The sequence below is a fragment of the Rhodococcus sp. TAF43 genome (assembly GCF_052113525.1).
Taxonomy (GTDB): Bacteria; Actinomycetota; Actinomycetes; order Mycobacteriales; family Mycobacteriaceae; genus Prescottella.
The window spans coordinates 234,900-259,862 of record NZ_JBFRDL010000003.1 but is presented as its reverse complement, the minus strand read 5'-3'; the positions used below and the strand labels follow the sequence as shown (position 1 = coordinate 259,862).

The window sequence follows — 24,963 nt, the reverse complement described above, 5'->3', positions numbered from 1 at the left end:
CTCCTAACGGTCGACTAACGTGAACCGGCGCCGAGACGCCCCTGACAACTCCGCGAGGTGACCCTCGCGGACAGCTTCGAGCACGGACCGGGGCGCGACGCAGTCGCCGATCCGCTCATCCTGCGGACCACCCGCGCCCACCGACTCGTTCGGCAGTCGATGCGAGCAGTCCACGAATACTGCGCACGGTACGCGGGTCCGCACGCCCGTGAACCGGTTCTCCAGCAGCACTTCTCCCGCGGCGGCCGACACCGGGATCGCCGCGAGATGCCGCGCGATACCCGCCCGCTGCACGCGCGCGTTCGCGCCGACCAGATCCCCGGTGGGCCCCAGCCGCGATCCGATCAGCTGATCGGGCGTCGCGATCGCCACCTCGCGGTCCTGCTCGGCCAGCCACAGCGCCACCGACACCGCGACGGGGCCACCGACGGGGTCGAACAGCACGACGGGCCCGGGTTCGAGCACCGCGCCCGCCAGCACATCCGCCGCGGTCACCGCCTGCACCCCGGCGCCGACGGGGCACGGCGCGGGTCGCGGGCTGCTGCCGGTCGCGTGCACGACCAGCGTCCCGGCGGTACGGGCCTCGGCCAGTTCCGCGGCGCCCAGCTCGATGTCCGTCCGGATGTCCACCCCGAGCCGGCGGCATTCCGCCTCGAGCCAGTCGACCACCATCGCCAGTCGCACGCGCCCGGCCCCGACGGCCGCCGTGCGCAGCATGCCGCCGGTTCGAGCAGCTTTCTCCGTCAACGTCACCCGGACGCCACGCTGTGCGAGCGCGCGTGCCGCCTCGAGGCCCGCCGGACCACCACCCACCACGAGCGCCGACTCCACGGCGACGACGGGCTCGGGATCGACCGTCTCGTGTCCGGCCGACGGGTTACCGATACACGTGACGATCGGATTGCGCGGATCGCGGACGAGGCACGTCTGATTGCACAGCACGCACGGGCGCGGCACGAGGCCGTCCCGAACCCTCGCCACAAGGTCCGGGTCCGCGATCTGCGCACGGGTCATCTCGACCAGATCGGCGACGCCGTCGTCGAGGGCGCCCTGCGCCTGATCGGCACCGACGACGCTGCCCTGCAGCACCACCGGGACGCGTCCGCCTGCGGCCTCGCGCATCGCCCGGCACAGCTCGACGTTGAATCCGGGCTCGCTCTGCATGTCCGGCCGGTAGGCGGCGGTGGTGAACGGACCGCCGCGCACGACCACCAGCAGGTCCACTGAATCGGACAGCGCACCAACCTGTTCGGCAGCCTCGTCGGGGGCGATACCGGCCCAGGGAGCGAGTTCGTCGCAGCAGAGTCGCAGCGACAGGATCCGGCCGTCGCCGAGTTCGGCGCGCACCGCCGAGATCACTTCGCGGGTGAGGCGCAGCCGGTCGGCGCCGTACGGGTCGGCGCGACGGTTGGTGAGTCCCGAATGGAACTGTCGCAGCAGGGAGAAGGGGCCGGCGTCGAGTTCGACCCCGTCCGCCCCTGCGGCTGCTGCGACTCGCGCTGCCGCCCCGAAACCCTCGACGAGCGAGTCGATCTGGGCCTGTTCCATCTCCATCGGTAGCTCACGCGAGATCGGGTCCGGGAACCGGGACGGCGCCCACGACGCGGCCTGCGACCACGCGCTGGACCCCTGTAGGCCGGTGTGCCCGAGACCCGCCAGCACCAGCGTTCCGTGCGGCCGGCACGCGGCGACCACGTCGGCCCAACCTGATCCGCATCGGGCCGCCAGCGGGGCGCGCTCGTACGGCCAGTCGGACTCGTGCACGGACGCGGTCTCGGTGACGATCACTCCGGCGCCGCCGCGGGCCCGCCGCTCGTAGTACGCGACGTGGCGCGGCGACAGCGCGCGGCCGTCACCCAGATTGGTCTCGTGCGGGCCGAACAGCACCCTGGACGGGACATCGTGCCCGGCCAGGGTGAACTGCTCGGTGAGGTTGCCGCGCATCGGGTCGTGTCCGACGCGAGGGTTCTAGCCGACGCCCAGGTCGCGACGGAATCCCTCGGGCACCACCAGGTCGGCGGGGCTCAGATCCTGAATCGACTTGTGACCCAAGCCCAGCACGGCGGAATCGATGCCGCCGCGCAGGATGTCGAGAACGTTCTCGACACCGGCCTGACCGTTGGCCGAGAGGCCCCACAGGTACGCGCGACCGATCATGACTGCGCGGGCACCGAGCGCGAGCGCCTTGACGACGTCACTGCCGCGGCGGATGCCGCCGTCGAGCACGACCTCCATCTGGTCACCGACCGCCTCGGCGATGGCCGGCAGCGCGCGGATCGGGGCCGGGGTGCCGTCGAGATTGTTGCCGCCGTGGTTCGACACCGAGATCGCCGAGCAACCGGCGTCGAGGGCGCGCTTGGCGTCGTCGAGGCGCATGACGCCCTTGAGCATGAACGGTCCGCCCCACTGCTCACGCAGCCACGCGACGTCGTCCCACGTCGGCAGCGGCGTGCCCATCCACTGGCCGTACGCGCCGAAGAAGGTGGGCGGCTGCTGGCCCGGCGCCGCCAGGTTGGGCGTCGTCAGATCCGGGACCTTGCCCGTCTTGGCGAACTCCCACAGCCACTTCGGGCGGGTGATGCCCTCGGGCGCGAACTGGAACATCGCCTTGAGATCCATCTTCTCGGGGATCGACGGGCTGCCCCAATCGCGCCCGTTGGAGAAGGACCAGTCGAGCGTGATGATCAGGCCGGTCGCACCCGCGGCGCGGGCGCGCTCCATACGCTGGAGCAGAGTGTCGCGGTCGCCCACCCAGTACATCTGGAAGAAGGTCTGCGGGTTGGCCGCGGCCACCTCCTCGATGGACTTGCTGGCGAACGAGCTGAGCCCGATCGCGGTGCCCCGGGCCGCCGCGGCGCGCGCGACCGCGACCTCGCCGTCCGGGTGCACTGCCTGCACACCGGTGGGCGAGATCATGACAGGCATCGAAATGGGCTGGCCCATAACGGTGGTCGACAGATCTCGCTCACCGCTCAGCCCGGCGACGTGCGGCGCGAACCCCAGTTCGGTGAATGCCGCAATGTTGTCATCGACGGTCAGACCCTTCTCGGATCCGGCGACGAGCGCCGCATACACCGACTTCGGCAGGCGCTTCTTCGCCCGCCTCTGCGCCTCTGCGACCGTCTCGAACCAGGCACTCTTGGCCATGTCAAACCTCTCGTACTGCGGTAGATATTGTTCGTCTATTCCATTCCGGCAAGCGGGTTTTCATCACAGATCTTGGCCGGCGGACGCGTGAGCAGGGTCAGCGGAACCGGTGCCTTCGGCGTGCGACGCTCGGCGCGTTTTCCGGTCCGCGAATGGTCCTGGCTGGACTTGGGCACGCTGCGGTCGGCCGCGAGTGCCGACTCTCCGTAGCCCTGGACGCACTCGGGGTCCGGGCCGTCCATCGGCAGGCCCGTGAAGAACTTGGCCGCCATGCAGCCGCCGCGGCAGGAGTCGTAGTGGTCGCACTTGGCGCATGCGCCCCCGGTCTGCGGCGACCGCAGATCCTGGAACAGCTCCGAGTGCTGCCACACCTGCTGGAAACCGCCGTCGGAGACGATGTTTCCGGCGAGGAACTGGTCGTGGATCGCGAACGGGCACGCGTAGACGTCGCCGATCGGATCGATCAGGCACACGACACGGCCGGCGCCGCACAGGTTCAGCCCCGGCAGTGCGTCACCGTACGCGGACAGGTGGAAGAACGAGTCACCCGTGAGCACGCCCTCGCCGTTCGCGACCAGCCAGTTGTACAGCTCGCGCTGCTGCTCCTGGGTGGGATGCAACTCGTCCCACACGTCGGCGCCACGGCCGGACGGACGAAGTCGCGTAATGCGCAGCGTCGCACCGTACTTGTCGGCGAGCGCCTTGAAGTCGTCGAGCTGGCTCACGTTCTGGCGCGTGACGACGACCGAGATCTTCGCGTCCTTGAACCCGGCCTCGGCCAGGTTCTCCAGCGCACGGACCGCCATCGCGAACGAACCCGGGCCGCGCACCGCGTCGTTCACCTCGGCGGTCGCACCGTCGAGGGAGATCTGGACGTCGACGTAGTCGCTCGACGCGAGGCGCTGTGCCACCTTCTTGTCGATCTTGACGCCGTTGGTGGAGAACTTCACGCCCACCTGGTGCTCGGTCGCGTAGTCGACGAGTTCCCAGAAGTCGGAACGCACGGTGGGCTCACCGCCACCGATGTTGACGTAGAACACCTGCATGCGCTGCAGTTCGTCGATGATCGACTTGCACTGCTCCGTGGACAGCTCACGCGGATCCCGGCGCCCCGAGGACGACAGGCAGTGCACACAGGACAGGTTGCAGGCGTAGGTGAGTTCCCACGTGAGGCAGATCGGCGCGTCGAGACCGAGTTCGAACTGGTCGACTAGTCGACCCACGGCAGGGGCGGGCGGCTCGAGAACTGAGGTCATGGGGCTGCGTCCTCACATCGGGGATGTCTGGTTGGGTGCATGTGTGGAGATGAGGCAGAGATCAGGACGGCACGATCATGTGCGAGTCGGCCAGGGTCTCGAGAGCGCGCAGGTACGGCCGGGCCGCATCCTCCTCGAGGCCCTGAGCCGACAGAGCGGCCCGGACGTCCGGGTGCTCCGGCAGGGATTCGACGATCGCGACGATGGTCCGGTTCTTCAGGAACGAGAGCTTGCGCGTTCCGAAGTGGTAGAGCAGCGCCCCGAAAGGTTCGGGGCGCAGCGCCACCTGCGGGTGAAGCTTCCACGCCGCGTCGAGATCGATCGTGCCGGCCGACGAGCTATTGCCGGCGGCTGGTGTGGACACGATCAGTACACGCCGCACATACCGTCGATGGAAACCTCTTCGACGAGGGACTCCTCGACGAGCGAGCTCTCGTTGGCAGAAATGACACTGTCGCGATCGGACATCGATTCCTCCTCCAATTCGGACCCCAGGAGCGGAGTCGGCGGTCATAGTGACGTCTTCACTGTGACTCGACTCACCACTGTAATGGCATCGGGTGCACAATGACTAGTGAAGGAGGCCACACAGGTGCGAACTCGCAGGAGCCCGTCGTCGCGGATCGGTAGGAGACCGACCACGACACGTGACCGCATCGCGGCGGTCGGCATCGACCTGTTCGCTGCCCGCGGGTTCGACGACACCAGCGTCGACGACATCGCCGAAGCGGCGGGAATCGCGCGACGCACGTTCTTCCGGTACTTCCCGTCCAAGAACGCGGTGCCGTGGGGCGACTTCGACGCGCACATGTCGGAGATGCGCACCCTGCTCGCGGAAATGCCCGACGACATGTCCATCCTCGACAGCCTCGTCTCGGCCGTGCTGGCGTTCAACACCTTTCCGCCCGAGGTCGCGGCCGGTCACCGTCGGCGCATGGAACTGATCTTCGTCGTGCCGGCGCTGCAGGCGTACTCGGTGGTGATGTACGACGGCTGGCGCAAGGTGATCGCCGAGTACGTCGCCGGGAGACTGGGGCTCGCGCCCACCGATCAGCTCCCCAAGACGGTCGGCTACCTGCTGCTCGGCGTCGCACTCGGGGCGTACGAGACGTGGCTGACCGATGAGTCGCTCGACCTGATCGACCTCATCGCCCAGGGCAGCCGGGTGCTCTACACCGGCCTCGCCGACCTGCACGAACCACTGCTGAACGGGGCCGCCCACCATGACGCTTGATTCGCTCGCCCCCTGCGCCCCGGGCCGGTGGTCGCACGACCACGTCACCGTCGAACGCATCCCGAGCGGGCCGATCACACTGACCCGGAGCGGGGATTCCCTGCACGTCCGGCACGCACTGGGCCCTGAGGCCCTCAGCGAACGACTGGTCGCCGAGGTCACTGCATCGATCGGGGACGCCGACTTCGGCCAGACGGAGTTCGAGCTCACGATGGTGGGCCTGGTCCGCTCCACCGTGCCGGACGCCCTCGAGTCGTGGACCGTCTACTACCGCAACTCGCTCGAGGAACTCCTCGACGGCACCGCGGACTTCGCGCCGATCCACGACRAGGCGGCCGAACTGGTCCGCGGGAGCGTCCTCGACCTGGGCTCCTGCTTCGGGTTCCTGCCGCTGCGCCTGGCCCGCGCGGGCGTCCCGGTCACCGCGACCGACATCCTGCCGGGCACCATGACGCTGCTCGACGCGGTCGCGCCCCGCCTCGGCATCCCGATCTCCACCCTCGTGTGCGACGCCGCGAACGTCCCGGCGCCCGACGACAGCGCCGACACCGTCACCGCGGTCCACCTGCTCGAGCACGTCGATCCCGCGACGGGCGCCGCCGTGCTCGCCGAGGCCCTGCGCATCGCCCGTGAGCGCGTCGTGGTCGCGGTCCCGTACGAGGACGAGGCCACCGCCTGCCACGGCCACGTCCGCACGTTCGACGCCGACGCCCTCCGCGAACTCGGCAGATCCACGGGTCGCCCCTTCGAGGTCTTCGACCACCACGGTGGGTGGCTGGTCCTCGAGGCCTGATTTCTCGAGAACCCCGATATCGCGCTCGAGAACGCTCCCGATCAGCGGGAGCCGGAAGCGGAGAATTACCATCGCCCCGGTAGCGTCGCTACGCTGCTACGCTGAAACTAGAACACGTTCTAAACTGATCCACGAGAGGACCAGAGTTCGCATGACCACTATCGACGTGCCGCACAGCTCTCGATCCGCGGTGCTCACCGTGTCCGGGGTGATCGAGGAGACCCCCGATTCGCGGTCGCTGGTCTTCGACGTCCCCGCGGACATGAGGAGCAAGTTCCAGTACAAGCCCGGCCAGTTCCTGACGCTGCGCATCCCGAGCGACCTGACCGGCTCGGTCGCCCGCTGCTACTCCCTCGCGAGCTCGCCGTTCACCGACGACGCGCCCAAGGTCACCGTCAAGCGGACCGCCGAGGGCTACGGCTCCAACTGGCTCTGCGACAACGTCTCCGTCGGTGACCAGATCGAGGTGCTGCCGCCGTCGGGCGTCTTCACCCCGAAGTCGCTCGACCACGACTTCCTGCTGTTCGGCGCGGGCAGCGGCATCACCCCGGTGATGTCGATCCTCAAGTCGGCGCTGACCGAGGGCAAGGGCAAGGTCGTCCTCGTCTACGCCAACAACGACGAGAGCTCGGTGATCTTCGCGGCCGAGCTGCGCGAGCTGGCCGCCAAGTACGCCGACCGCCTCACGATCATCCACTGGATCGTGAGCCTGCAGGGCCTGCCGTCGGCCGCGCAGTTCGCGACGCTCGCGGCCCCGTTCACGTCGCACGAGGCCTTCATGTGCGGCCCCGGCCCGTTCATGGACACCATCCACGCCGCCCTGGCCGACGCCGGAATGCCGCGCGCGCAGGTCCACGCCGAGGTGTTCAACTCCCTCGCCGGCGACCCGTTCAAGGACGTCGAGCTCGAGGAGGTCTCCGAGGAAGAGGCCGCCGACGCCGCGACCGTCGAGATCGAGCTGGACGGCGAGACCCACAGCTTCGCGTGGCCGCGCAAGCAGACCCTCGTCGACGTCATGCTGTCGAAGGGCCTGGACGTGCCGTACTCCTGCCAGGAGGGCGAGTGCGGTTCGTGCGCCTGCACCGTCCGTGAGGGCGAGGTGTCCATGGATCACGCCGGCGTCCTCGACCAGGAGGACATCGACAACGGCTACATCCTGGGCTGCCAGGCCAAGCCGGTGAGCGATCACCTCAAGATCGAGTTCTGATACTCGGTTCACCCCCTTCCGAGAGGCCCGATTCCACCGTCCGGTGGGGTCGGGCCTCTCGCTTTCCGGCGGTGTCCGGCGCCGTCCTGCTCGAGGCCGAATGTCACATCGGTTCAGTCCAACTGGACCCATGTGACATTCGGTCACCGTTTCGTGGCCCGAACTGCACAATCCTGCAACAAGAGTGCAATCCGGACATATTGATCGGCCGGTCAGTCAGCGTGACACTGAGGTGAGGACACAATCCTTTCCGAGGAGGCTGGACATGAAGGCATCAACTCGTTGGCAGGACTACGCGGCTGTCATCATCGGCGCCTACGCCGCCCTCTCACCGTTGTGGATCGCCACCGACAGCGGCGCCCGGTGGTCGCTGATCGTGCTCGGTGTGCTCGTCGCCCTGGCCGGCCTGGCGAGCATGGCGCGGCCCGGGATGGCCGCGGTCGACTACGCGATGGGCGTGTTCGGCGTCCTGATGTTCATCTCCCCGTGGGTCATGAACTTCAGCTCGATGACCGGGGCATCGTGGACGGCCTGGGTGGTCGGAGCACTGACCGTGGTGGTCGCCGTCGCCGGGTTGCCGGCGATGAGTGCCCGGATGCACGGACACGGCGGTGTCGCCGCGCACTGAGATACGCGGACAAGCACCGACAAGCACCGTCAAGCACCGACAGGCACCGACAGGCACCGACAAACGAAACGAACGCACATCCGACAACCTCACGAAACGTCGGTGGGGTGGGGGCCGAAGCCCTCACCCCACCGACGTGCTACCGGAGACCCCCGATGCCGCAGCGACGGCGCAGCGCCAAGATCGACGGTGACGCACGCGAGAAGATCCTCGACGCCGCGGAATCGCTGATCGCGGAGCGTGGATTCGACGCCACCTCGACCGCCGCAGTGGCCGCGGCCGCCGGGGTGCCCAAGGGCCTGATCTTCTACTACTTCGCAACCAAGGCCGACATCCTCACCGCGCTGCTGGCCGAACGGTTGCCCGCCGAGCCACTCGAAGACGTCGACCCCCTCGTCGCGCCCGGCGACCCGGCGACCAGCCTGGTCAACCTCGACAACGCTCTCAACCTGCGTGACGATCACTCGTCGCTGATGCGGGTGATCATCTTGCGGGAGGCCGAGACGCACCCGGACATCCGTGACCACCTGCGACGATTCCGCTCGTATCTGCACGACGCGACGGTCCGCGTGTTGCAGGCCAGTGCCGCCGGCCCGGTGCAGCCGGGAACCCTGCGGGCCTGCGCGAACGCGTGGGTCGCGGCGATGTTCTCGGCCGCCCGCAATGACCGGACGCGCGACCTCGACGACGTCCTGCGGCGCCCCGGCGACGAGTTGGGCAGCGTTGCCCGGGTGGTGGCAGCCGGGATGGTCCAGCTCGGCTGACGCGACCGGATCAGCGCGAGGGCGCGGCGAGCAGGAGCCGTCCGGCATCGAACGCGGCGGCACTGACCGGCAGCTCGCCCATGGTCCCACTCAGTAGGACTTCGACGGTTCCCTGCCCGGTCGTGTCGCGTCCGAGCGCATCGATGCGGCGCAGTGTCTGTGCCGCGACAGCCTCGGCGCTGTCGAACAGCACGACCCCGTCGGGCAGGTGTGCGGCGATCTCGTCCGCGACGAGCGGATAGTGGGTACACCCGAGCACGACACCGCTGACGTCGTCGGGCGTGCGGGCCGCCGCGGACGCGATGGCCGCCCGCGCGGCCTCGACGTCACCGAGATCGATCGCGTCGGCCAGACCGTGGCACGCGACGCCCACCACCGAGCTGCCGTTCGCGAACTCCTCGACCAGATTCGCCTGGTAGGCGCTCGCCGTGGTCGCGGCGGTGGCCCAGATGGCGACCGAATCGCACACCGCGGCCGCCGGCTTGATCGCCGGCACCGTGCCGATGACGGGGATGCCGTCGCCGAGGTCGGCGCGCACATGGTCGAGCGCGGTGACGCTCGCGGTGTTGCACGGCAGCACCACCACCTCGGCACCCCGGTCGACCGCCCGGCGCGCGGTGCCGACCACCCGGTCGATCACCCACTGCTCGTCCCGCGGTCCCCACGGCGCGTTCTCCGGGTCGAGCGACAGCATCAGATCCAGATCCGGCCGCAACCGACGCAGCCACGCAGACGTCGGAAGCAGTCCGAGACCCGAGTCGATGAGCGCAACGATCACCCGACAAATCTAGCCGGGTCAGGCAGGAGCGGACTCGAGCAGTTCCCCGATCGGTACGCCCGACGCGATCTTCGCGCGCATCTTCATCACCGCGCCGGCCGATCCGGCACCGACGACCGCGGTCAGCGCGCCGCCGCGCGAGTAGTACACGACGAACTTGCGCCCGTCGTCCTTGATCACGTGGACGTCGTCGTCGGCCGAGACGGTGCCCAGGGCCTGGATCTTGAGCCCGTACTGGTCGCTCCAGAAGTACGGAACCTGCGCCGGCGCGTCCGGGTCGCCGGTACCGGTGAGCGCACCCGCGAGGATTTTCGCCTGGTCACCGGCGTTGCTCCAGTGTTCGACGCGCTTGTGACCGCCCGTCTCGTGACGCCACGCGGCGACGTCACCGATGGCCCACACGTGCGGATCGTCGGTCCGGCCCACCTCGTCGCACAGCACGCCGTTGCCGAGCGCGACCCCCGAGCCCTCGAGCCAACCGGTGACCGGCACCGAGCCGATACCGATCGCGACGACGTCGACGTCGAGTTCCGTGCCGTCGGACAGCACCGCGCCGCTGACCCGGCCGTCGCCGGTGAGGGACGCGAGCCCCACGCCGGCGCGGACGTCGACGCCCTCGTCGCGGTGCATGCGCCCGACCAGCGCGCCCACCTGCTCCCCCAGCACCGACGCGAGCGGCGCGGGCTGCGGCTCGACCAGCACGACGTCCAACCCGAGGCCGCGCATGCTCGCGGCCAGCTCGCACCCGATGAAGCCGGCGCCGACGACCAGGGCCCGGGCCCCCTCGCACAGGTCTGCACGCAGCGCGCGGCTCTCGTCGACCGAACGCAGGACGTGGACGCCGTCCAGTTCCGGCAGGCCCGGAATGCGGCGCGGGGTCAGGCCGGTCGCGATCACCAGGTCGCCGTATGCGATCTCGGTCCCGTCCGACAGCGAGACCGTGCGGTTCTCCCGGTCGAGGCCCGTCGCGGCGGCGCCGAGACGCAGGTCGATCCGTTGCTCGTCGAAGAACTCCCGCGGCCGCAGCGTCGTGTCGTCGTTCTCGCCACGCACCACTTCCTTCGACAGCGGCGGCCGGTCGTACGGCAGGTGCGGCTCGTCGCCGACGATCACCAGCTCACCGTCGTAGCCCGACTGACGCAGTTCCTCGGCGGCGCGGACGGCGGCCAGACCGGCCCCGACGATCACGACCGGACCCACGGTGTTCTCGTTACTGGACATGCCTGCCAACCCTCCATCACCCGGTGCGGGACCTACCCACCAAACTAGAACATGTTCTTACCAAATCCGAGCCGCGGACGGGTACCCGCCGTTCACGGGCCTCAGCGCTCCGCGACACCCGGCACCGGCACCTGCGCACCTGTGATCGCCGCCGATGCGTCGCTGCACAGGAACGCGACGACCTCCGCTATCCGCTCGGGCGAGACCCAGCCGCTGCGGTCGGCGCCGGGCTGATCCGCCCGGTTCGCCGGGGTGTCGATCATCGACGGCAGGACCGCGTTGGCGCGGATCCCGTCGCGGGCGTACTCGACCGCCAGAGCGCTGGTCAGCGCCCACACCGCGGCCTTCGACGTCACATAGGCCGAGGCGCCGGAGAACGGCGCGAAGGCCGCCTTGCTCGACACCGTCACGATCGAGCCACCCCCGGCCTCGATCAGGTGCGGCACCGCGGCCTGCGTCGTGAGATAGAGCGGACGCAGATTCAGGCGCAACATCGACTCGAAGTCCTCGACCGGCGTCTCGTGCAATCGCTTGCCCATCGCGAAACCGCCGACCAGGTTCGCAACGGCCGTCAGTGGTGCGTCCGCGTCGGAGGTCGCGACACCGACCACCTCGGCGACGCTGTCCGCATCGAGCAGGTCCGCACGAACCGGCACGACGGCCGGATGACTGCCGAGCCGCTCCGCCGCGCCCGCCGAGTGCCACGGCACGACGACGCGCCAGCCGGCGTCCGCGAGCGTGCGCGTCACCGCGACACCCAGCCCACCCGTCCCACCCGTCACCAATACCGTTGCGCTCATTCGTCCCTCACCTCTCGACATGCGACGGCCGTCGCTGCTCGAATGCCCTGTCGCTCGAACCGTAGCCCGTCGCGGCACCCGAGAGAACGCAGAAGTCACTACAGTTGAACCGGAACCGGAGCCGACGCGGGAACGGCACCGTAAGAGGAGCGACGATGACCACTGATCCGGGTGCAGGTTCGAACGCGGGCGGCGGGCGAATCCCGTTCGGGGCAAGCGGGACGCCCGACCTGATCAGCTCGCAAGGCAGGACGATCATCGCGGACGCGGTGGTCGCGAAGATCGCGGGCATCGCCACCCGCGAGATCAACGGCGTCTACGACGTGGGTGGCGGCACCGCACGCGTCGTCGGGGCGCTGCGCGACCGCATCCCCGGCGCACGCGTCGACCACCGGCAGGGCGTCGCGGTCGAGGTCGGCGAGAAGCAGGCCGCGATCGACATCGGCATCGTCGCCGAGTACGGCGTGGCACTGCACGAACTCGCCGCCGGGATCCGCCGGAACGTCATCGCCGCGGTCGAGAACATGACCGGCCTCGAGGTCACCGAAGTCAACATCACCGTCTTCGACGTCGTGCTCTTCGACGAGACCGACACCGGCGCCGAGTCCGACGCCAAACCGAGGGTGCAGTGACCGAGCCTGTCGCACAAACACTCTCACCGGCGGAGCTGGCCGCACGGGCGGCACTGGCGGTGCCCGAGGTGGCGGGACTGCACGGCGGCGAGTTCGGCGAGATCGCCACATATCTGCCCGACCGCCGCGTGACCGGCGTCAGGCTCGGTGACGACCACTGCTCGGTGCACGTCACCGTGCGGTACCCGGCCGACCTGTTCGCCACCGCCGAACGGGTGCGCGCCGCCGTCCACGCGGTCGTGGGCATTCCGGTGGACGTGACGATCGAGGACCTGACCGACACCCCCGACGACGAGACAGGACCCGAACTATGAGCAGTACAAGCATGGGACTGATCGCGGGACTCCTCCTGGCCCTGGCCGGAATCCTCGGCGGCTTCAGCGGTTTCGTCTTCGCGGTGCTCCTCGGCGCGGTCGGGATGGCGATCGGCGCCCACCGCGACGGCCACCTCGACCTCGGCGCCCTGCTCCGATCCCGCGGCCGTGGCTGAACCGGACACCGAACCGAGCGACGCCCCGCCGGCTCAGACAGCGATCGACGAACCGGGGTCACGCGGCAGCTTGGTCATCAAGGACCGGGCGATCGCGAAGATCGCGACCACCGCCGCGCTCCAGGTGCCCGGTGTCGTGTCGCAGGGCGGCGGGCTCACCCGCTTCACCGGGCGCGAACTGCCCCGCGCCGACGTCTCCACCGGGACCCGGTCGGTGTCGGTCAACCTGTATCTCGGCGTGCACTGGCCGTGCGACGTCGCGGAGCTGACCCGGCGCGTCCACCACGAGGTGGGCGAACAGGTCGAGAACCTCACCGGAATGCCGCTGCACCAACTCGGTGTCCTCGTCGCCGGCACCGGCCCCGACACCCCGGGCGATTCGGACATCGCCTGCCCGACGCCCTCCCCCGCCGACACCGTCACCGCGCCGCGGCCACCGGCCGCCGCACCCGCCGCCGTCCCCGCGGCGATCCTGATCGCGCTGGGCCTGCTCGGGTTGGCCGCCGTCGCCGCCCGCGAACTGCTCATATCCCGCGGCACCATCTCGGGTGCACCCTGGCTGCGGAACACGTTCGAATGGCTCGGACGCCTGCACTGGGAGCAGTGGCTGGTCCCGGTCGCGCTCGCCGGCCTCGTCGTCGGCATCCTGTTCGTGCTGCTCGCGCTCGCCCCGCGCACCCGCACCCACGTTCCGCTGCGCGCCGACGACGGCGTCGCCACGGTGTGGATGCGGCCCGTCGACGTCGCCCGCATGTGCAGTGCGCGCGCCGGCACCGTGCCCGGCGTGGTGTCCGCGCACACCACCGTGGACCGCCGCCGCGCCACCGTTCACGCGATCACCGACGCCGCCGTCACCGGATCCGATGCCGACAACCTGCGAGAAGCGGTCGTCGGCGCCGTCGGAGACGGACTCTCACTCCTCGGACGCCCGCTGAAGCTGCGCGTCAAGACGCGCACGGACCGCAAGCAGGCACGGTCGTGAAGCGCAGCGCGGCCGCACTGAACCGCCTCCTGGTCCTCGTCGTCGGCCTCGCACTCGCCGCGGCCGGAGCGACGGCACTCGCATGGGACCGCGGCGTGACCGCGATCCGAGACGCGGTGGCCAATTTCGACCGTGACCGGCTGATCGAGGTCCCCGACCAGAGCTGGTGGCATGCGGCGCTCGCCGTGACCATCGGCGTCTCCCTCGTCCTGGCGGTCGTCGTCCTCGCCGTCGACCTCACCCGTCGGCGCGCCTCGCCCAGCCAGTTCCTCGAGTCGCGGACGGACACACCCGTTTCCATCGACCTCGGCCCGATCGCGAACGGTGTCGCCACCGAACTCGCGCAGCTGCCCGGGGTGCGGCGGGCGCGGGGTCGTGCGCTGTCGGATCGTGGGCTCGCGACGATCCAGGTGACCGTCGAAGCCGATCCGCACTCCGACGTCGCCGCGCTCACCCGCGCGTCCGAGCGGATCGCCGCCACCACGACATCCGCACTCGGCGGCACCGCTGTCGCCGACGTCGCGATTCGCATCCTGCTGCACCTCGACCGCGCCGACCACCCCCCGGTGGCTGCACCCGCCACACCCGGCCCGCAGTCCACCGCCGGCAGTGGAGCAGACTGACACCATGCGTGACACGGGCCCCGACCTCTCGAACACCGACTCCGACTTCGAGGGCACGGATTTCGACGGCGAGGACTTCTCCGACGCGACCTTCGCCGGCGAGACCTGGCAGCACCGCAACTACACCGGCTGCACGTTCCGGGACACCGACATGTCGAACCTCGTCACCGAATCGGTGACGTTCACAGACTGCGACTTCACCGGCGCCGATCTCACCGGCTCACAGCACAGCGGATCGGCGTTCCGGAACTGCCACTTCGAGTACACCCGCATGTGGGACAGCATCTTTCGGCATTCGAGCTTCATGGGTTCGGTCATCCGGGAGTCCCGAATCCGCCCGCTCACGCTCGAGGAGGTGGACTTCACCCTCGCCTCGCTCGGTGAGATCGACCTGCGCGGCGTCGACCTGTCGGGCTGCCGGTTGCGAGAGGCCAACCTGGTCAAGGCAGACCTGCGCAAGGCGATCCTGCGCGGCGCCGACCTGACCGGCGCACGCACCGGGGACCTGCGCCTCGACGACGCCGACCTGGAAGGTGCCCGCGTCGACGCCGCCCTATGGACCTCCGCGAGGCTCACCGGCGCGCGCATCGAGATGCACCAGGCAGTAGGCTACGCGGCCGCGAACGGCCTGCGGGTGGCCGGCCACTAGCCGCTCACTCGCCCGATCATTCGGTGGGCCGGACGAACTCCGGCTGATCGAGCACCCGCAACCAACTGCCGTCCGCCTGCCGGCGGACCACCTGCGCCCGCGCGCCCGCCCCGTCCCGGGGCGGCGTCGACGTCAACGCGAGATCGCCGCTCACGAGCGTCGGCAACGGCGGTTCCGGCTCGAAACGAGGCGCGGGCGCCAGCACCTCCGCCCACAGCTCGCGGATCGCGTCCCGGCCCACCGTCACCGATCCGGGCGGGTACGCCATCACCGCGTCCTCCGCGTACAGCGCGGCGACCCCGTCGGCATCGCCCGCGTTGGACCGTTCGACGAACAGTCTGGTGAGGTCCTCGGGTGTCCGTGCCTTCTCTGCCTTCTCCGCCTTCACTGCCTTCTCTGTGTGCGCCTTCGTCATGCCTGTTCCTCTCGTGCACCGGATTCGGTACATCGAGCATCCGACGGCGGGATCGAGAAGTCCAACAGATAGTTGTTCTCAGAACTAGAATTATCAGTCATGGAACTGCGTCAGCTCGAATACTTCGTCGCGGTCGCCGAGGAAGCCAACTTCACGCGCGCCGCTGCCCGCGTCCACGTCAGCCAGTCGGGAATCAGCGCGCAGATCCGGCAACTCGAGAACGACCTCGGCGCACCCCTGTTCGACCGCTCGACGCGCACTGCCACCCTCACCGTCGCCGGCGAGGCGGCGCTCACACACGCCCGCGCCGCGCTGGCCGCAGCCAGCGCCGTCCGTGAGGCGGTCGACGACGTCAATCACCTGGTCCGGGGTCGACTCGAGGTCGGAATGGTCACGGCGTGCACCGTGACGCCACTGTTCGACGCACTGTCCGCGTTTCATCGCGCGCATCCGGGCGTCGAGGTGAGCCTGACCGAGAACAACTCCGATCGGCTCGTCGACGGCGTGCGCGGCGGCACGATCGAGCTGGCCCTCGTCGGGGTTGCCGGCAGCGCGCCCGCCGATCTGGCCTCGTTCACGCTGGTGAGTGAGCGCCTGGTCGCCGCAGTGCCCACCGGTCATCCGCTGACCCGGCTGCCGTCGGTGACGCTGGCCGACGCGTGCGCACATCCCCTGATCACGCTGCCGATGGGCACCGGTATCCGCACCGTCCTCGAGCAGGGGTGCGCGGAACTGCGGCGCCGGCCCGACATCGCGCTGCAGGCCAGCGCCCCCGACACCGTGGCCGACCTCGCGGCCCGCGGACTGGGCGTCGCGATCCTCAGCGAATCGATGGCCGCGTCGTATCCGGACCTGGAATCGCGGGTGGTCTCCGACGTCGCTGTCGATGCCGTCCTGGCCCTGGTGTGGAAGCCGGATCCGTCCCCGGCACTGCGCGAACTCCTGGTTCACGCCCGGCGCGCGTTCGGCGCCACCGTCTGACACCGGCCGACCGCGGCCTGTTCGCCTCAGGGTGGGAGTGGCTTGCCGTCACCGGTCGGGGTCGAGGTGCAGCAGCGCGTGCCGACTCGCTCGTCGTGCGGATCTCGATCGGCTCGAGGCCTCTGTGAGGAGCAGATCCATGACGGACACCCCCGCTTCTGCGGACCCCGAGGACGTGGTCAACTTCCGGTTCGAGGAGGTTGTCGACAATCGTCGACACGATCCGGCGCCTGTTGTGTTCCATCCGCAGATGAAAATCCGCCGGATGGGTGTTCAGGCAGCGGTCCGCCACCTGCTGGCCGCCGGCCCCGGAGGGGTCCGAAGCCGGATTCCCGCGCCACCTTCGTGGCCACGCACACGGGCGAGTTCCTCGGCATCCCCGCGACCGGCCGCAGGATCGAATTCGACGAGGTTCTGATCATGCGGGTCTCCGCCGGCAGGATCACCGAAGTCTGGGCCCTCGCGGACGAACTCTCCCTCCTGGAGCAACTCGGCGCGGTCGTGCAGGGCGCACGACGACGACTCCTCGCGACGTTGTCCCCGGTAGGGAACCCGCCGTGGCCGACGACGTCAGGGGGTGCCTGTCCAGGCCCGGAAACGCGCAATGGCGCCCACTCCCGAAGGAGTGGGCGCCATTGACTGGATCAGACGGGATCAACCGTCAGTGATCAGAGAATCACTTGATGATCTTGGTGACGCGACCGGCGCCGACGGTGCGGCCACCCTCACGGATCGCGAAACGCAGGCCCTCGTCCATAGCGACCGGCTGGATCAGCACGACGGACATCTCGGTGTTGTCACCGGGCATGACCATCTCGGTGCCCTCGGGCAGGGTCACAACGCCCGTCACGTCAGTCGTACGGAAGTAGAACTGCGGACGGTAGTTGTTGAAGAACGGCGTGTGGCGGCCGCCCTCGTCCTTGGACAGGATGTACGCCTGGCCCTCGAACTCGGTGTGCGGGGTGGTGGTGCCGGGCTTGACCACAACCTGGCCACGCTCGACGTCCTCGCGCTTGATGCCACGAACCAGCAGACCGACGTTGTCGCCGGCCTGGCCCTGGTCGAGCAGCTTGCGGAACATCTCGATGCCCGTGACCGTGGTCTTGGTGACATCGGGACGGATGCCGACGATCTCGACTTCCTCGTTCACGTTGACAACGCCACGCTCGATACGACCGGTGACGACGGTGCCACGACCGGTGATCGTGAAGACGTCCTCGACCGGCATCAGGAACGGCTTGTCCGTCTCACGAACCGGGTCCGGGATGGAGTCGTCGACGGCCTGCATGAGGTCGACGATCGACTGAACCCACTTCTCGTCACCCTCGAGCGCCTTGAGCGCCGAGATCGGGATGACCGGAGCGTTCTCGTCGAACTCCTGGCCTGCCAGCAGCTCGCGGACCTCCATCTCGACGAGCTCGAGGATTTCCTCGTCGTCGACCATGTCGGCCTTGTTCAGGGCGACGAGGATGTAGGGCACGCCGACCTGGCGGGCGAGCAGCACGTGCTCACGCGTCTGCGGCATCGGGCCGTCGGTGGCGGCCACGACCAGGATCGCGCCGTCCATCTGGGCGGCACCGGTGATCATGTTCTTGATGTAGTCCGCGTGACCCGGAGCGTCGACGTGCGCGTAGTGGCGCTTCTCCGTCTGGTACTCGACGTGGGAGATGTTGATCGTGATACCACGAGCCTTCTCCTCCGGCGCCTTGTCGATCTGATCGAAAGCGAAGCTCTCGTTCAGATCCGGGAACTTGTCGGCGAGCACCTTGGTGATGGCCGCGGTGGTCGTGGTCTTGCCGTGGTCGACGTGACCGATGGTGCCGATGTTCACGTGCGGCTTGGTCCGCTCGAACTTCGCCTTCGCCACTGGATGTCCTCCTGGACTGATTGTGCTTGCGGTATGCAGCAGTGCGGTTGGTTATTACGTTGGTCGTGCTTCGGCCGACGAAACCGAGGTTACTCGCCGGTCGCCTTGGCGATGATTTCCTTCGAGACGTTCGAGGGAACCTCTGCGTAGGAATCGAACACCATGGAGAAGTTCGCTCGGCCCTGGGTCTTCGACCGCAGATCACCGATGTAACCGAACATCTCCGAGAGCGGAACCAGCGCCTTCACGACACGGGCACCACTGCGTTCCTCCATGGCCTGGATCTGGCCACGGCGGGAGTTGAGGTCGCCGATCACTTCACCCATGTAATCCTCGGGCGTGGTGACCTCGACAGCCATGATGGGCTCGAGAATGACCGGGCCGGCCTTGCGGGCGGCTTCCTTCAGCGCCTGCGAACCGGCGACCTTGAAGGCCATTTCCGAGGAGTCGACGTCGTGGTAAGCGCCGTCGAGCAGGGTCAGCTTGAGGTTCACGAGCGGGTAGCCGGCGAGAACACCGTACTGCATCGCATCCTGTGCACCGGCGTCGACCGACGGGATGTACTCGCGCGGAACGCGGCCACCGGAGACCTTGTTCTCGAACTCGTAGCTCGCGCCGTCCTCGCCGATGAACGGCTCGAGGGCGATGATGACCTTTGCGAACTGGCCCGAGCCACCGGTCTGCTTCTTGTGGGTGAACTCGTGCTTCTCGACCGGCCGGGTGATGGTCTCGCGGTACGCGACCTGCGGCTTGCCGACGTTGGCCTCGACCTTGAACTCACGACGCATACGGTCGACGAGGATGTCGAGGTGGAGCTCGCCCATGCCGCCGATGACGGTCTGGCCGGTCTCCTCGTCGAGCTCGACCGAGAAGGTCGGGTCCTCTTCGGCCAGCTTCTGGATCGCGGTGCCCAGCTTCTCCTGGTCGGACTTGGTCTTGGGCTCGATGGAGACCTGGATGACCGGATCCGGGAAGGTCATGGACTCGAGGACGATCGGGTTCGCCTGGTCGCACAGGGTGTCACCAGTCGTGGTGTCCTTCAGGCCGATCATCGCGTAGATGTGGCCGGCCACGGCCTCGTCGACCGGGTTCTCCTTGTTGGCATGCATCTGGAAGAGCTTGCCGATGCGCTCCTTCTTGCCCTTGGTCGCGTTGAGGACCTGGGCACCCGGCTCGATACGACCCGAGTAGACGCGCACGAAGGTGAGCTTGCCGAAGAACGGGTGCGCAGCGATCTTGAAGGCCAGAGCCGAGAACGGCTCGTCCTTGCTCGGCTTGCGCTTGAGGATGGTCTCCTCGTCGTTCAGCTTGTGACCCTCGACCTCGCCGATGTCCAGCGGGTTCGGCAGGTAGTCGATGACCGCGTCGAGCATGGGCTGAACGCCCTTGTTCTTGAACGCGGAACCACACAGAACCGGGTACAGCTCGGAGGCGACCGTCATCTTGCGGATGGCGCCCTTGATCTCCTCGACCGTGAGCTCCTCGCCGCCGAAGTACTTCTCCATGAGAGCTTCGTCGGACTCGGCAACGGTCTCGAGCAGCTTCTCGCGGTACTCGGCAGCCTTGTCGGCCAGATCCGCGGGGATCTCCTCGATGGTGGGCTCGGTACCGGTCGGCACGACGCCGCGCCAGGTGATGGCCTTCATCTCGACGAGGTCGACGACGCCGWYGAAGTCGTCCTCAGCGCCGATCGGCAGCTGCAGGACCAGCGGCTTCGCGCCGAGGCGATCGATGATGGTCTGCACGGTGAAGTAGAAGTCCGCGCCCATCTTGTCCATCTTGTTGACGAAGCAGATGCGCGGAACGTCGTACTTGGCAGCCTGGCGCCAGACCTGCTCGGACTGGGGCTCGACGCCCTCCTTGCCGTCGAACACGGCAACGGCGCCATCAAGAACACGGAGGGAGCGCTCGACCTCGACCGTGAAGTCGACGTGGCCGGGGGTGTCGATGATGTTGATCTGGTTGTTGTTCCAGAAACAGGTGACAGCAGCGGAGGTGATGGTGATACCACGCTCCTTCTCCTGCTCCATCCAGTCGGTGGTCGACGCACCGTCGTGGGTCTCACCGATCTTGTAGTTCACACCGGTGTAGAAGAGGATGCGCTCGGTGGTGGTGGTCTTACCGGCATCGATGTGCGCCATGATGCCGATGTTGCGGACCTTGTTCAGGTCGGTCAGCACTTCCTGTGCCACAGGATTCTTCCCCGCTCGTTGCTCGTGTCGGTCCTTGTCGGGACCACGTTCTTGTGTTGTCAGCCGGCCCGGGTGACGGAACCGACACAGTAGTGACCAACGCCAGGCCGAGGGATTCGGTGCCGTGAGGCTCCCCCGGCCTGGCGTGGTGTCACCAGCGGTAGTGCGCGAACGCCTTGTTGGCTTCAGCCATCTTGTGGGTGTCCTCGCGACGCTTCACGGCTGCACCGAGGCCATTGCTGGCATCCATGAGCTCGTTGGCGAGACGCTCGACCATGGTCTTCTCACGACGTGCACGCGAGAAGGTCACCAGCCAGCGCAGGGCCAGCGTGGTGGAGCGGCCGGGGCGAACCTCGACCGGCACCTGGTAGGTGGCGCCACCGACGCGACGGCTGCGGACCTCGAGGGCGGGCTTGACGTTGTCGAGCGCGCGCTTGAGGGTGACGACCGGATCGGTGCCGGTCTTCTCGCGAGCCTGCTCGAGTGCTTCGTAGACGATGCGCTCGGCGGTGGACTTCTTGCCGTCCAACAGGATCTTGTTGACGAGCTGCGTGACCAGCGGCGAACCGTAGACCGGGTCGGCGATCAGCGGGCGCTTGGGAGCGGGGCCCTTACGTGGCATTAGCTCTTCTCCTTCTTGGCGCCGTAGCGGCTGCGTGCCTGCTTGCGGTTCTTGACGCCCTGGGTGTCGAGCGAGCCGCGGATGATCTTGTAGCGCACACCCGGGAGGTCCTTCACACGACCGCCGCGAACGAGCACCATCGAGTGCTCCTGCAGGTTGTGGCCCTCACCCGGGATGTAAGCGGTGACCTCGACGGAGCTGGTCAGGCGCACACGGGCGACCTTTCGCAGCGCGGAGTTCGGCTTCTTCGGGGTGGTGGTGTACACGCGAGTGCACACACCACGACGCTGCGGGCTGCCCTTGAGGGCCGCGGTCTTGACCTTGGCGGTCTTGTCGCGGCGGCCCTTGCGGACCAGCTGGTTGATGGTTGGCATTTACCGGCTTTCTTCTTCGGTTTCGGACTGCTCGTACAGGAACCCGTTCAAGCAACCTTGGCTGTTCTGAAATTAGGGATCCATCGGTTGGGGCAAGAGAGCTGCTGCCCCTCACCCGTCCCTCATGTGCACACGAGGTCGGGCGTGTCGCGCACCCCTACACAGGCAACCGGATGCTCGTACCTGCAGAAACAGCAGAAACTCGCGCACGGCAATGCCTCGCATAGGCACACAGATCAGCCCGAGCACGAGGGAGAGTTGCCTGCGTAGCGACCCCCACGGTCGGACACGACCCCCAACGATACCCGGCGGCTCCGTTCGAGGTCAAAGCGGGCCGAACATGGTATGCCCGGCGTGGTATGTGAGTCCGGAAATCTCCGGGCGAGTCGGACCGGTCCGACCTCACGCGCTCAGGTTCAACGTCAGCTTTGCCAGCGCGACCGCGGCGTCACACGGATCGGGGTGTCCGGCCGACTGGAACTGCACCCACCAGCCCACGACGCCCCCGGCCGGGCCACCGGCCGAGATCCCACAACTGCCCGGATCCTGCGGGGGTCGCGACAGCACCGCACGCCGCCCCTCGACGGTGATGTCCTGCACCGCATACCCCAGCTGCTCGGACGTCCGGCGCTCGATGTCGAGCCCGCCGGTCTCGAACCAGTTGAACGTCACCCGGACCGGACCGCTCGGGCCGCCGACGGTCCAGCGGCAGATCGCGCCGAAGAAGCCCCGCTCGATCGAGTCACCGCCGACCGCCTCGGCGATCTTCTCGGGCGGCACGACGTCGCACTCGGTGAGCAGCGCCGCGAACCGCGACGACGCACCGGGCTCGGTCGCACCGACCGGGGTCGGCGTGCCGGCGACGGTCGAGGCACAGCCCGCGAGCAGGAGCACACCGGCCAGGACAGCGGTGGGGACGGCGGCGAGTGTCGAGGTCCGGGTCAACGTCACTTCCCCCTCGACGCGGTGAGCTCCGCGAGATGTCGTGCCGCGGTGCACGGATCGGCCGACGGCACCGAGTCGACGTATGCGACCGACCAGTGCACGAAGTCGTCGTCGAACTCGACCCCCAGCTCGCACAGCCGACTCGACACGGACGCCTCGAAACCGGGACGCCCCTCGATCTCGATGTCGGTGGCCGGACGCCCGATCAGCTCACTGCCGGCCCGCTCGCGACCGATCGGGCTTCCTCGATACCAGGAGAACGACACGTGCGGTCCAGGCTGCCCGGCCGCCGGCGAGACCTGCCACTCGCAGCCCACCGAGTTGCGGACCACCGACCCGAAACTCGGGACGCCGAAGGCCGCGGCCACCTCCTCGTCGGTGACCGATCCGCACTCCCCGAAGAAGGGACCGGACGTGCGTGCGGTCGACGCCGACGAACCGCTGGATTCGTCAGAACCGCCCGCCGCCGCGCCGCATCCGGTGACCAGCACCGCGACACCCGCCAGCACCCCCACCAGCTTGTTCGACATGGAGCGGAACTGTACCGGCTACGACACCGGCGAGGCGGGTGCCGTCGCGTCCACGCGCTGCGCGTCGAGTGGCCGCAGCGCGGCGTCGAGCTGGACCGCCCAGCACCGCACGATCTCGGCGCGACGGCGCGAGTCGTCGGTGAGGACGTCCGCGAGCCCGAGACCGCGGGCGAGGTCGAGGGTGGCCTGGACGAGCCGCCGGACCGTGGGGTTCGAATCGTCGACGCCGAGGCTCTCGACGGCCGTGCGGTGGGCGATGCGACCGAACCGCTCCTCGAGCGGCAGCACCCGTGCCCGTAGTTCGGGGTCGGCGGCCGCCGCCGTCCACACCTGCAGCGCCGCCTTGAACAGCGAACCCGAGTAGTAGTCGACGAGCCGGGCCACGACCGCCTCCGTCCGGCCCGCCCCTTCGGGCARCTCGGTGACCTCACGCCGCGCCTGTTCCATCCGGCTGTCGAACATGAACTCGAGCGCCGCGGTGATGAGATCCTCGCGGGTCGGGAAGTGGTGCTGCGCGGCACCGCGGGAGACGCCGGCGCGCTGCGCAACGACCGCGACCGTTGTCGCGGACCACCCGAAATCGGTCAGACAGTCGACCGTGGCTTCAAGGAGCCTGTGCCGGGTCAGCCTGCTCCGGTCCTGCTGGGGTGCGCGCATGTCGTCGCTGTCCTCTCCTACCCGCCCTACCGATATGTGCATCCGAAGTTAACACCGTGAAAGTTAGGGTTACCTACGTCACATTCTCATTGCGAACCAGGCTCGGGCACGTTATCAATCTCCCCTGAGGAAGGATTGCCTTCCCTACTAACACCACATCCACAGGAGCATCACCATGGGTTCTGCCGAGATCCTCGACTTCTTCGACTTCGTGACCGACTTCGCCGGCGCTGCCAGCGACCTCTTCGGCGCCCTCAGCTTCTTCGCGGGCTCGCTCGAGACCGTCTCGGGCATCTTCGGCTGATCCGACGCCCCGACGAGCGCGGGGTCCCGTCCATCACGGAAGGAACCCCGCGCTCGTTTCAGCCGTCGACGGCCCACCTCGGCGGCCGCTTCTGCATGAACGCGGTGATCCCCTCGACCGCATCCGCCGACCCGAACAGGGCCGCCGACTGTGCGGCGAGCACCTCCCCGTAGCGGTCGAAGTCCTCGAGCATCCGCATCGTCGTGAGCTTCTTGGATTCGGCCAGCCCCTGCGGCGAGCATTTCCGCAGTGTGGCGACCAGTTCCCGAACGGTGTCGTCCGAGTCCTGCACGGCCTCGCTGATCAGTCCGATCGCCTCCGCCTCGTGCGGGCCGAACTTCTCGCCTGTGAGGAAGTAGCGTCCCGCCGCGCGCGCCGTGAGCCGCGGAATCACGGTGAGCGAGATGATCGACGCCGCCAGCCCGAGACGCGCCTCTGTCAGGGCGAACGTGCTGTCCGGCCCGGCGACGACGATGTCGCACGCCCCCACCAGTCCCATCCCGCCGGCACGGACGTGTCCGTCCACTCGGGCGATCACGGGCTTGGGCAGTTCGACGATCGCCCTCAACAGCTTGACCATCTGCCGGGTCCGCTCGGCGGCGAGTTCCGCCGGGCTCGCATCGACCGCCCCGGAGGCCCCGGACGCCCCGGACGCTTCCGACAGATCCGCACCCGCACAGAACGTGCCCCCGGTGTGGGTGAGCACGACCGTGCGGGCGGCATCGTCGGCCGCGGCGTCGGCCAATCCCTGCAGCAGTTCGGCGACCAGCCTGCTCGAGATCGCGTTGCGGTTGTGCGGTGAGTCGAGGGTGAGCGTGGCGCAGCCGTCCGCGACGTCGTATCGAACGAAACGATCCGTCATACGCACCGCC

31 protein-coding genes are annotated in these 24,963 nt (G+C 68.5%); 14 read left to right on the top strand and 17 right to left on the bottom strand.

All coding sequences use genetic code 11. The features are described 5' to 3' along the window. Positions 1 to 3 precede the first annotated feature (3 nt). The 5 genes from AB4Z09_RS03860 to mftA form a co-directional block, all read right to left on the bottom strand. Entirely contained in the window at positions 4 to 1,944 is a 1,941-nt protein-coding gene (locus AB4Z09_RS03860) for a mycofactocin system FadH/OYE family oxidoreductase 1 (RefSeq protein WP_442239188.1), read from the bottom strand. A gap of 24 nt (positions 1,945 to 1,968) precedes the next feature. Beyond that, positions 1,969 to 3,147, bottom strand: a complete 1,179-nt coding sequence (gene mftD / locus AB4Z09_RS03855) for a pre-mycofactocin synthase MftD (RefSeq protein WP_442239187.1) — start codon at positions 3,145 to 3,147, stop codon at positions 1,969 to 1,971. 35 nt (positions 3,148 to 3,182) lie between these two features. Beyond that, on the bottom strand, positions 3,183 to 4,403 hold the full coding sequence (gene mftC / locus AB4Z09_RS03850) for a mycofactocin radical SAM maturase (protein WP_442239186.1): 1,221 nt from the start codon (positions 4,401 to 4,403) through the stop codon (positions 3,183 to 3,185). A gap of 61 nt (positions 4,404 to 4,464) precedes the next feature. Next, entirely contained in the window at positions 4,465 to 4,785 is a 321-nt protein-coding gene (gene mftB, locus AB4Z09_RS03845; RefSeq protein WP_442239185.1) for a mycofactocin biosynthesis chaperone MftB, read from the bottom strand. Further along, a complete protein-coding gene (mftA, locus tag AB4Z09_RS03840; RefSeq protein WP_103143061.1) occupies positions 4,770 to 4,871 on the bottom strand; it encodes a mycofactocin precursor MftA in 102 nt (33 codons plus the stop codon). Before mftA ends, mftB begins: the two co-directional genes overlap by 16 nt. A 124-nt stretch (positions 4,872 to 4,995) precedes the next feature. On the opposite strand from mftA, the gene mftR reads away from it, so the two are divergent. From mftR to AB4Z09_RS03815, 5 genes are all read left to right on the top strand, one after another. Next, a complete protein-coding gene (gene mftR, locus AB4Z09_RS03835; protein ID WP_174912438.1) occupies positions 4,996 to 5,637 on the top strand; it encodes a mycofactocin system transcriptional regulator in 642 nt (213 codons plus the stop codon). Next, entirely contained in the window at positions 5,627 to 6,430 is an 804-nt protein-coding gene (mftM, locus tag AB4Z09_RS03830) for a mycofactocin oligosaccharide methyltransferase MftM (RefSeq protein ID WP_442239184.1), read from the top strand. The genes mftR and mftM overlap by 11 nt, the downstream gene beginning before the upstream one ends. Positions 6,431 to 6,581: 151 nt before the next feature. Further along, on the top strand, positions 6,582 to 7,637 hold the full coding sequence (locus AB4Z09_RS03825; RefSeq protein WP_174912443.1) for a ferredoxin--NADP reductase: 1,056 nt from the start codon (positions 6,582 to 6,584) through the stop codon (positions 7,635 to 7,637). A 265-nt stretch (positions 7,638 to 7,902) separates the two neighbouring features. Further along, positions 7,903 to 8,265 carry an SPW repeat protein gene (locus AB4Z09_RS03820; protein WP_174912446.1) on the top strand — a complete coding sequence of 121 codons (363 nt, stop codon included), beginning with the start codon at positions 7,903 to 7,905 and terminating at the stop codon, positions 8,263 to 8,265. A gap of 155 nt (positions 8,266 to 8,420) precedes the next feature. After that, positions 8,421 to 9,029, top strand: coding sequence for a TetR/AcrR family transcriptional regulator (locus AB4Z09_RS03815; RefSeq protein WP_174912449.1), 609 nt, complete (start codon positions 8,421 to 8,423; stop codon positions 9,027 to 9,029). A gap of 10 nt (positions 9,030 to 9,039) precedes the next feature. Here AB4Z09_RS03815 and AB4Z09_RS03810 read toward each other — a convergent pair whose 3' ends face one another. The 3 genes from AB4Z09_RS03810 to AB4Z09_RS03800 form a co-directional block, all read right to left on the bottom strand. Continuing rightward, positions 9,040 to 9,807: a glutamate racemase gene (locus AB4Z09_RS03810; RefSeq protein WP_174912452.1), complete on the bottom strand. Its 768-nt coding sequence runs from the start codon at positions 9,805 to 9,807 to the stop codon at positions 9,040 to 9,042. 18 nt (positions 9,808 to 9,825) lie between these two features. Continuing rightward, positions 9,826 to 11,028, bottom strand: coding sequence for an NAD(P)/FAD-dependent oxidoreductase (locus tag AB4Z09_RS03805; RefSeq protein ID WP_174912455.1), 1,203 nt, complete (start codon positions 11,026 to 11,028; stop codon positions 9,826 to 9,828). A gap of 101 nt (positions 11,029 to 11,129) precedes the next feature. Next, positions 11,130 to 11,828, bottom strand: coding sequence for an SDR family NAD(P)-dependent oxidoreductase (locus tag AB4Z09_RS03800; protein ID WP_442239183.1), 699 nt, complete (start codon positions 11,826 to 11,828; stop codon positions 11,130 to 11,132). A 155-nt stretch (positions 11,829 to 11,983) separates the two neighbouring features. Here AB4Z09_RS03800 and AB4Z09_RS03795 point away from each other — a divergent pair, with 155 nt between their 5' ends. From AB4Z09_RS03795 to AB4Z09_RS03770, 6 genes are read left to right on the top strand one after another with little or no spacing between them, the layout of a single operon-like run. After that, entirely contained in the window at positions 11,984 to 12,460 is a 477-nt protein-coding gene (locus AB4Z09_RS03795; RefSeq protein ID WP_114718798.1) for an Asp23/Gls24 family envelope stress response protein, read from the top strand. Further along, positions 12,457 to 12,774 carry a hypothetical protein gene (locus tag AB4Z09_RS03790; RefSeq protein WP_442239182.1) on the top strand — a complete coding sequence of 106 codons (318 nt, stop codon included), beginning with the start codon at positions 12,457 to 12,459 and terminating at the stop codon, positions 12,772 to 12,774. Before AB4Z09_RS03795 ends, AB4Z09_RS03790 begins: the two co-directional genes overlap by 4 nt. After that, on the top strand, positions 12,771 to 12,950 hold the full coding sequence (locus tag AB4Z09_RS03785; protein ID WP_114718796.1) for a DUF2273 domain-containing protein: 180 nt from the start codon (positions 12,771 to 12,773) through the stop codon (positions 12,948 to 12,950). The genes AB4Z09_RS03790 and AB4Z09_RS03785 overlap by 4 nt, the downstream gene beginning before the upstream one ends. Beyond that, positions 12,943 to 13,932, top strand: coding sequence for a DUF6286 domain-containing Asp23/Gls24 family envelope stress response protein (locus tag AB4Z09_RS03780; protein WP_174912464.1), 990 nt, complete (start codon positions 12,943 to 12,945; stop codon positions 13,930 to 13,932). Before AB4Z09_RS03785 ends, AB4Z09_RS03780 begins: the two co-directional genes overlap by 8 nt. After that, entirely contained in the window at positions 13,929 to 14,555 is a 627-nt protein-coding gene (locus AB4Z09_RS03775; protein ID WP_174912467.1) for a hypothetical protein, read from the top strand. Before AB4Z09_RS03780 ends, AB4Z09_RS03775 begins: the two co-directional genes overlap by 4 nt. A gap of 4 nt (positions 14,556 to 14,559) precedes the next feature. Further along, the gene (locus AB4Z09_RS03770; RefSeq protein ID WP_174912470.1) at positions 14,560 to 15,204 is read left to right on the top strand and encodes a pentapeptide repeat-containing protein; all 645 of its coding nucleotides are present in this window, start codon (positions 14,560 to 14,562) and stop codon (positions 15,202 to 15,204) included. A gap of 16 nt (positions 15,205 to 15,220) precedes the next feature. Here the strand turns inward: AB4Z09_RS03770 and AB4Z09_RS03765 are convergent, their stop codons facing one another. Then, positions 15,221 to 15,619 (bottom strand): YybH family protein, encoded by a 399-nt coding sequence (locus tag AB4Z09_RS03765; protein ID WP_174912472.1) that lies wholly within the window; start codon positions 15,617 to 15,619, stop codon positions 15,221 to 15,223. 99 nt (positions 15,620 to 15,718) lie between these two features. Here AB4Z09_RS03765 and AB4Z09_RS03760 point away from each other — a divergent pair, with 99 nt between their 5' ends. Further along, on the top strand, positions 15,719 to 16,600 hold the full coding sequence (locus AB4Z09_RS03760; protein WP_174912475.1) for a LysR family transcriptional regulator: 882 nt from the start codon (positions 15,719 to 15,721) through the stop codon (positions 16,598 to 16,600). Positions 16,601 to 16,666: 66 nt separating this feature from the next. Beyond that, on the top strand, positions 16,667 to 17,239 hold the full coding sequence (locus tag AB4Z09_RS03755) for an ester cyclase (protein ID WP_442239215.1): 573 nt from the start codon (positions 16,667 to 16,669) through the stop codon (positions 17,237 to 17,239). A gap of 37 nt (positions 17,240 to 17,276) precedes the next feature. On the opposite strand, the gene tuf is transcribed toward AB4Z09_RS03755, so the two are convergent. The 7 genes from tuf to AB4Z09_RS03720 all read right to left on the bottom strand — a co-directional run bounded on the left by tuf (position 17,277) and on the right by AB4Z09_RS03720 (position 23,787). Next, complete coding sequence (tuf, locus tag AB4Z09_RS03750) at positions 17,277 to 18,467, bottom strand: elongation factor Tu (RefSeq protein ID WP_114718791.1); 1,191 nt, start codon at positions 18,465 to 18,467, stop codon at positions 17,277 to 17,279. An 89-nt stretch (positions 18,468 to 18,556) separates the two neighbouring features. Continuing rightward, positions 18,557 to 20,659 carry an elongation factor G gene (fusA, locus tag AB4Z09_RS03745; RefSeq protein ID WP_442239181.1) on the bottom strand — a complete coding sequence of 701 codons (2,103 nt, stop codon included), beginning with the start codon at positions 20,657 to 20,659 and terminating at the stop codon, positions 18,557 to 18,559. A gap of 151 nt (positions 20,660 to 20,810) precedes the next feature. After that, positions 20,811 to 21,281: a 30S ribosomal protein S7 gene (gene rpsG, locus AB4Z09_RS03740; protein ID WP_114718789.1), complete on the bottom strand. Its 471-nt coding sequence runs from the start codon at positions 21,279 to 21,281 to the stop codon at positions 20,811 to 20,813. Further along, entirely contained in the window at positions 21,281 to 21,655 is a 375-nt protein-coding gene (gene rpsL, locus AB4Z09_RS03735; protein ID WP_107982750.1) for a 30S ribosomal protein S12, read from the bottom strand. Before rpsL ends, rpsG begins: the two co-directional genes overlap by 1 nt. 402 nt (positions 21,656 to 22,057) lie before the next feature. Beyond that, complete coding sequence (locus tag AB4Z09_RS03730) at positions 22,058 to 22,600, bottom strand: DUF3558 domain-containing protein (RefSeq protein ID WP_174914921.1); 543 nt, start codon at positions 22,598 to 22,600, stop codon at positions 22,058 to 22,060. Between the two features lie 2 nt (positions 22,601 to 22,602). Further along, complete coding sequence (locus tag AB4Z09_RS03725) at positions 22,603 to 23,130, bottom strand: DUF3558 domain-containing protein (protein WP_114718787.1); 528 nt, start codon at positions 23,128 to 23,130, stop codon at positions 22,603 to 22,605. Positions 23,131 to 23,148: 18 nt separating this feature from the next. Then, positions 23,149 to 23,787 (bottom strand): TetR/AcrR family transcriptional regulator, encoded by a 639-nt coding sequence (locus tag AB4Z09_RS03720; RefSeq protein WP_114718786.1) that lies wholly within the window; start codon positions 23,785 to 23,787, stop codon positions 23,149 to 23,151. 175 nt (positions 23,788 to 23,962) lie between these two features. On the opposite strand from AB4Z09_RS03720, the gene AB4Z09_RS03715 reads away from it, so the two are divergent. Continuing rightward, the gene (locus tag AB4Z09_RS03715) at positions 23,963 to 24,091 is read left to right on the top strand and encodes a hypothetical protein (RefSeq protein WP_258557615.1); all 129 of its coding nucleotides are present in this window, start codon (positions 23,963 to 23,965) and stop codon (positions 24,089 to 24,091) included. Between the two features lie 58 nt (positions 24,092 to 24,149). Here AB4Z09_RS03715 and AB4Z09_RS03710 read toward each other — a convergent pair whose 3' ends face one another. Then, a complete protein-coding gene (locus AB4Z09_RS03710; protein WP_174912481.1) occupies positions 24,150 to 24,953 on the bottom strand; it encodes an enoyl-CoA hydratase family protein in 804 nt (267 codons plus the stop codon). Positions 24,954 to 24,963 lie beyond the last annotated feature (10 nt).

Coding starts and splice junctions, on each gene's coding strand:
- AB4Z09_RS03760 (WP_174912475.1), top strand. CDS start 15,719: ATGGAACTGCGTCAGCTCGAATACTTCGTCGCGGTCGCCGAGGAAGCC.
- AB4Z09_RS03765 (WP_174912472.1), bottom strand. CDS start 15,619: ATGACGAAGGCGCACACAGAGAAGGCAGTGAAGGCGGAGAAGGCAGAG.
- AB4Z09_RS03805 (WP_174912455.1), bottom strand. CDS start 11,028: ATGTCCAGTAACGAGAACACCGTGGGTCCGGTCGTGATCGTCGGGGCC.
- mftD (WP_442239187.1), bottom strand. CDS start 3,147: ATGGCCAAGAGTGCCTGGTTCGAGACGGTCGCAGAGGCGCAGAGGCGG.
- mftC (WP_442239186.1), bottom strand. CDS start 4,403: ATGACCTCAGTTCTCGAGCCGCCCGCCCCTGCCGTGGGTCGACTAGTC.
- rpsL (WP_107982750.1), bottom strand. CDS start 21,655: ATGCCAACCATCAACCAGCTGGTCCGCAAGGGCCGCCGCGACAAGACC.
- AB4Z09_RS03715 (WP_258557615.1), top strand. CDS start 23,963: ATGGGTTCTGCCGAGATCCTCGACTTCTTCGACTTCGTGACCGACTTC.
- mftA (WP_103143061.1), bottom strand. CDS start 4,871: ATGTCCGATCGCGACAGTGTCATTTCTGCCAACGAGAGCTCGCTCGTC.
- AB4Z09_RS03795 (WP_114718798.1), top strand. CDS start 11,984: ATGACCACTGATCCGGGTGCAGGTTCGAACGCGGGCGGCGGGCGAATC.
- rpsG (WP_114718789.1), bottom strand. CDS start 21,281: ATGCCACGTAAGGGCCCCGCTCCCAAGCGCCCGCTGATCGCCGACCCG.
- AB4Z09_RS03770 (WP_174912470.1), top strand. CDS start 14,560: ATGCGTGACACGGGCCCCGACCTCTCGAACACCGACTCCGACTTCGAG.
- AB4Z09_RS03820 (WP_174912446.1), top strand. CDS start 7,903: ATGAAGGCATCAACTCGTTGGCAGGACTACGCGGCTGTCATCATCGGC.
- AB4Z09_RS03800 (WP_442239183.1), bottom strand. CDS start 11,828: ATGAGCGCAACGGTATTGGTGACGGGTGGGACGGGTGGGCTGGGTGTC.
- AB4Z09_RS03710 (WP_174912481.1), bottom strand. CDS start 24,953: ATGACGGATCGTTTCGTTCGATACGACGTCGCGGACGGCTGCGCCACG.
- AB4Z09_RS03785 (WP_114718796.1), top strand. CDS start 12,771: ATGAGCAGTACAAGCATGGGACTGATCGCGGGACTCCTCCTGGCCCTG.
- AB4Z09_RS03815 (WP_174912449.1), top strand. CDS start 8,421: ATGCCGCAGCGACGGCGCAGCGCCAAGATCGACGGTGACGCACGCGAG.
- AB4Z09_RS03860 (WP_442239188.1), bottom strand. CDS start 1,944: ATGCGCGGCAACCTCACCGAGCAGTTCACCCTGGCCGGGCACGATGTC.
- AB4Z09_RS03725 (WP_114718787.1), bottom strand. CDS start 23,130: ATGTCGAACAAGCTGGTGGGGGTGCTGGCGGGTGTCGCGGTGCTGGTC.
- AB4Z09_RS03825 (WP_174912443.1), top strand. CDS start 6,582: ATGACCACTATCGACGTGCCGCACAGCTCTCGATCCGCGGTGCTCACC.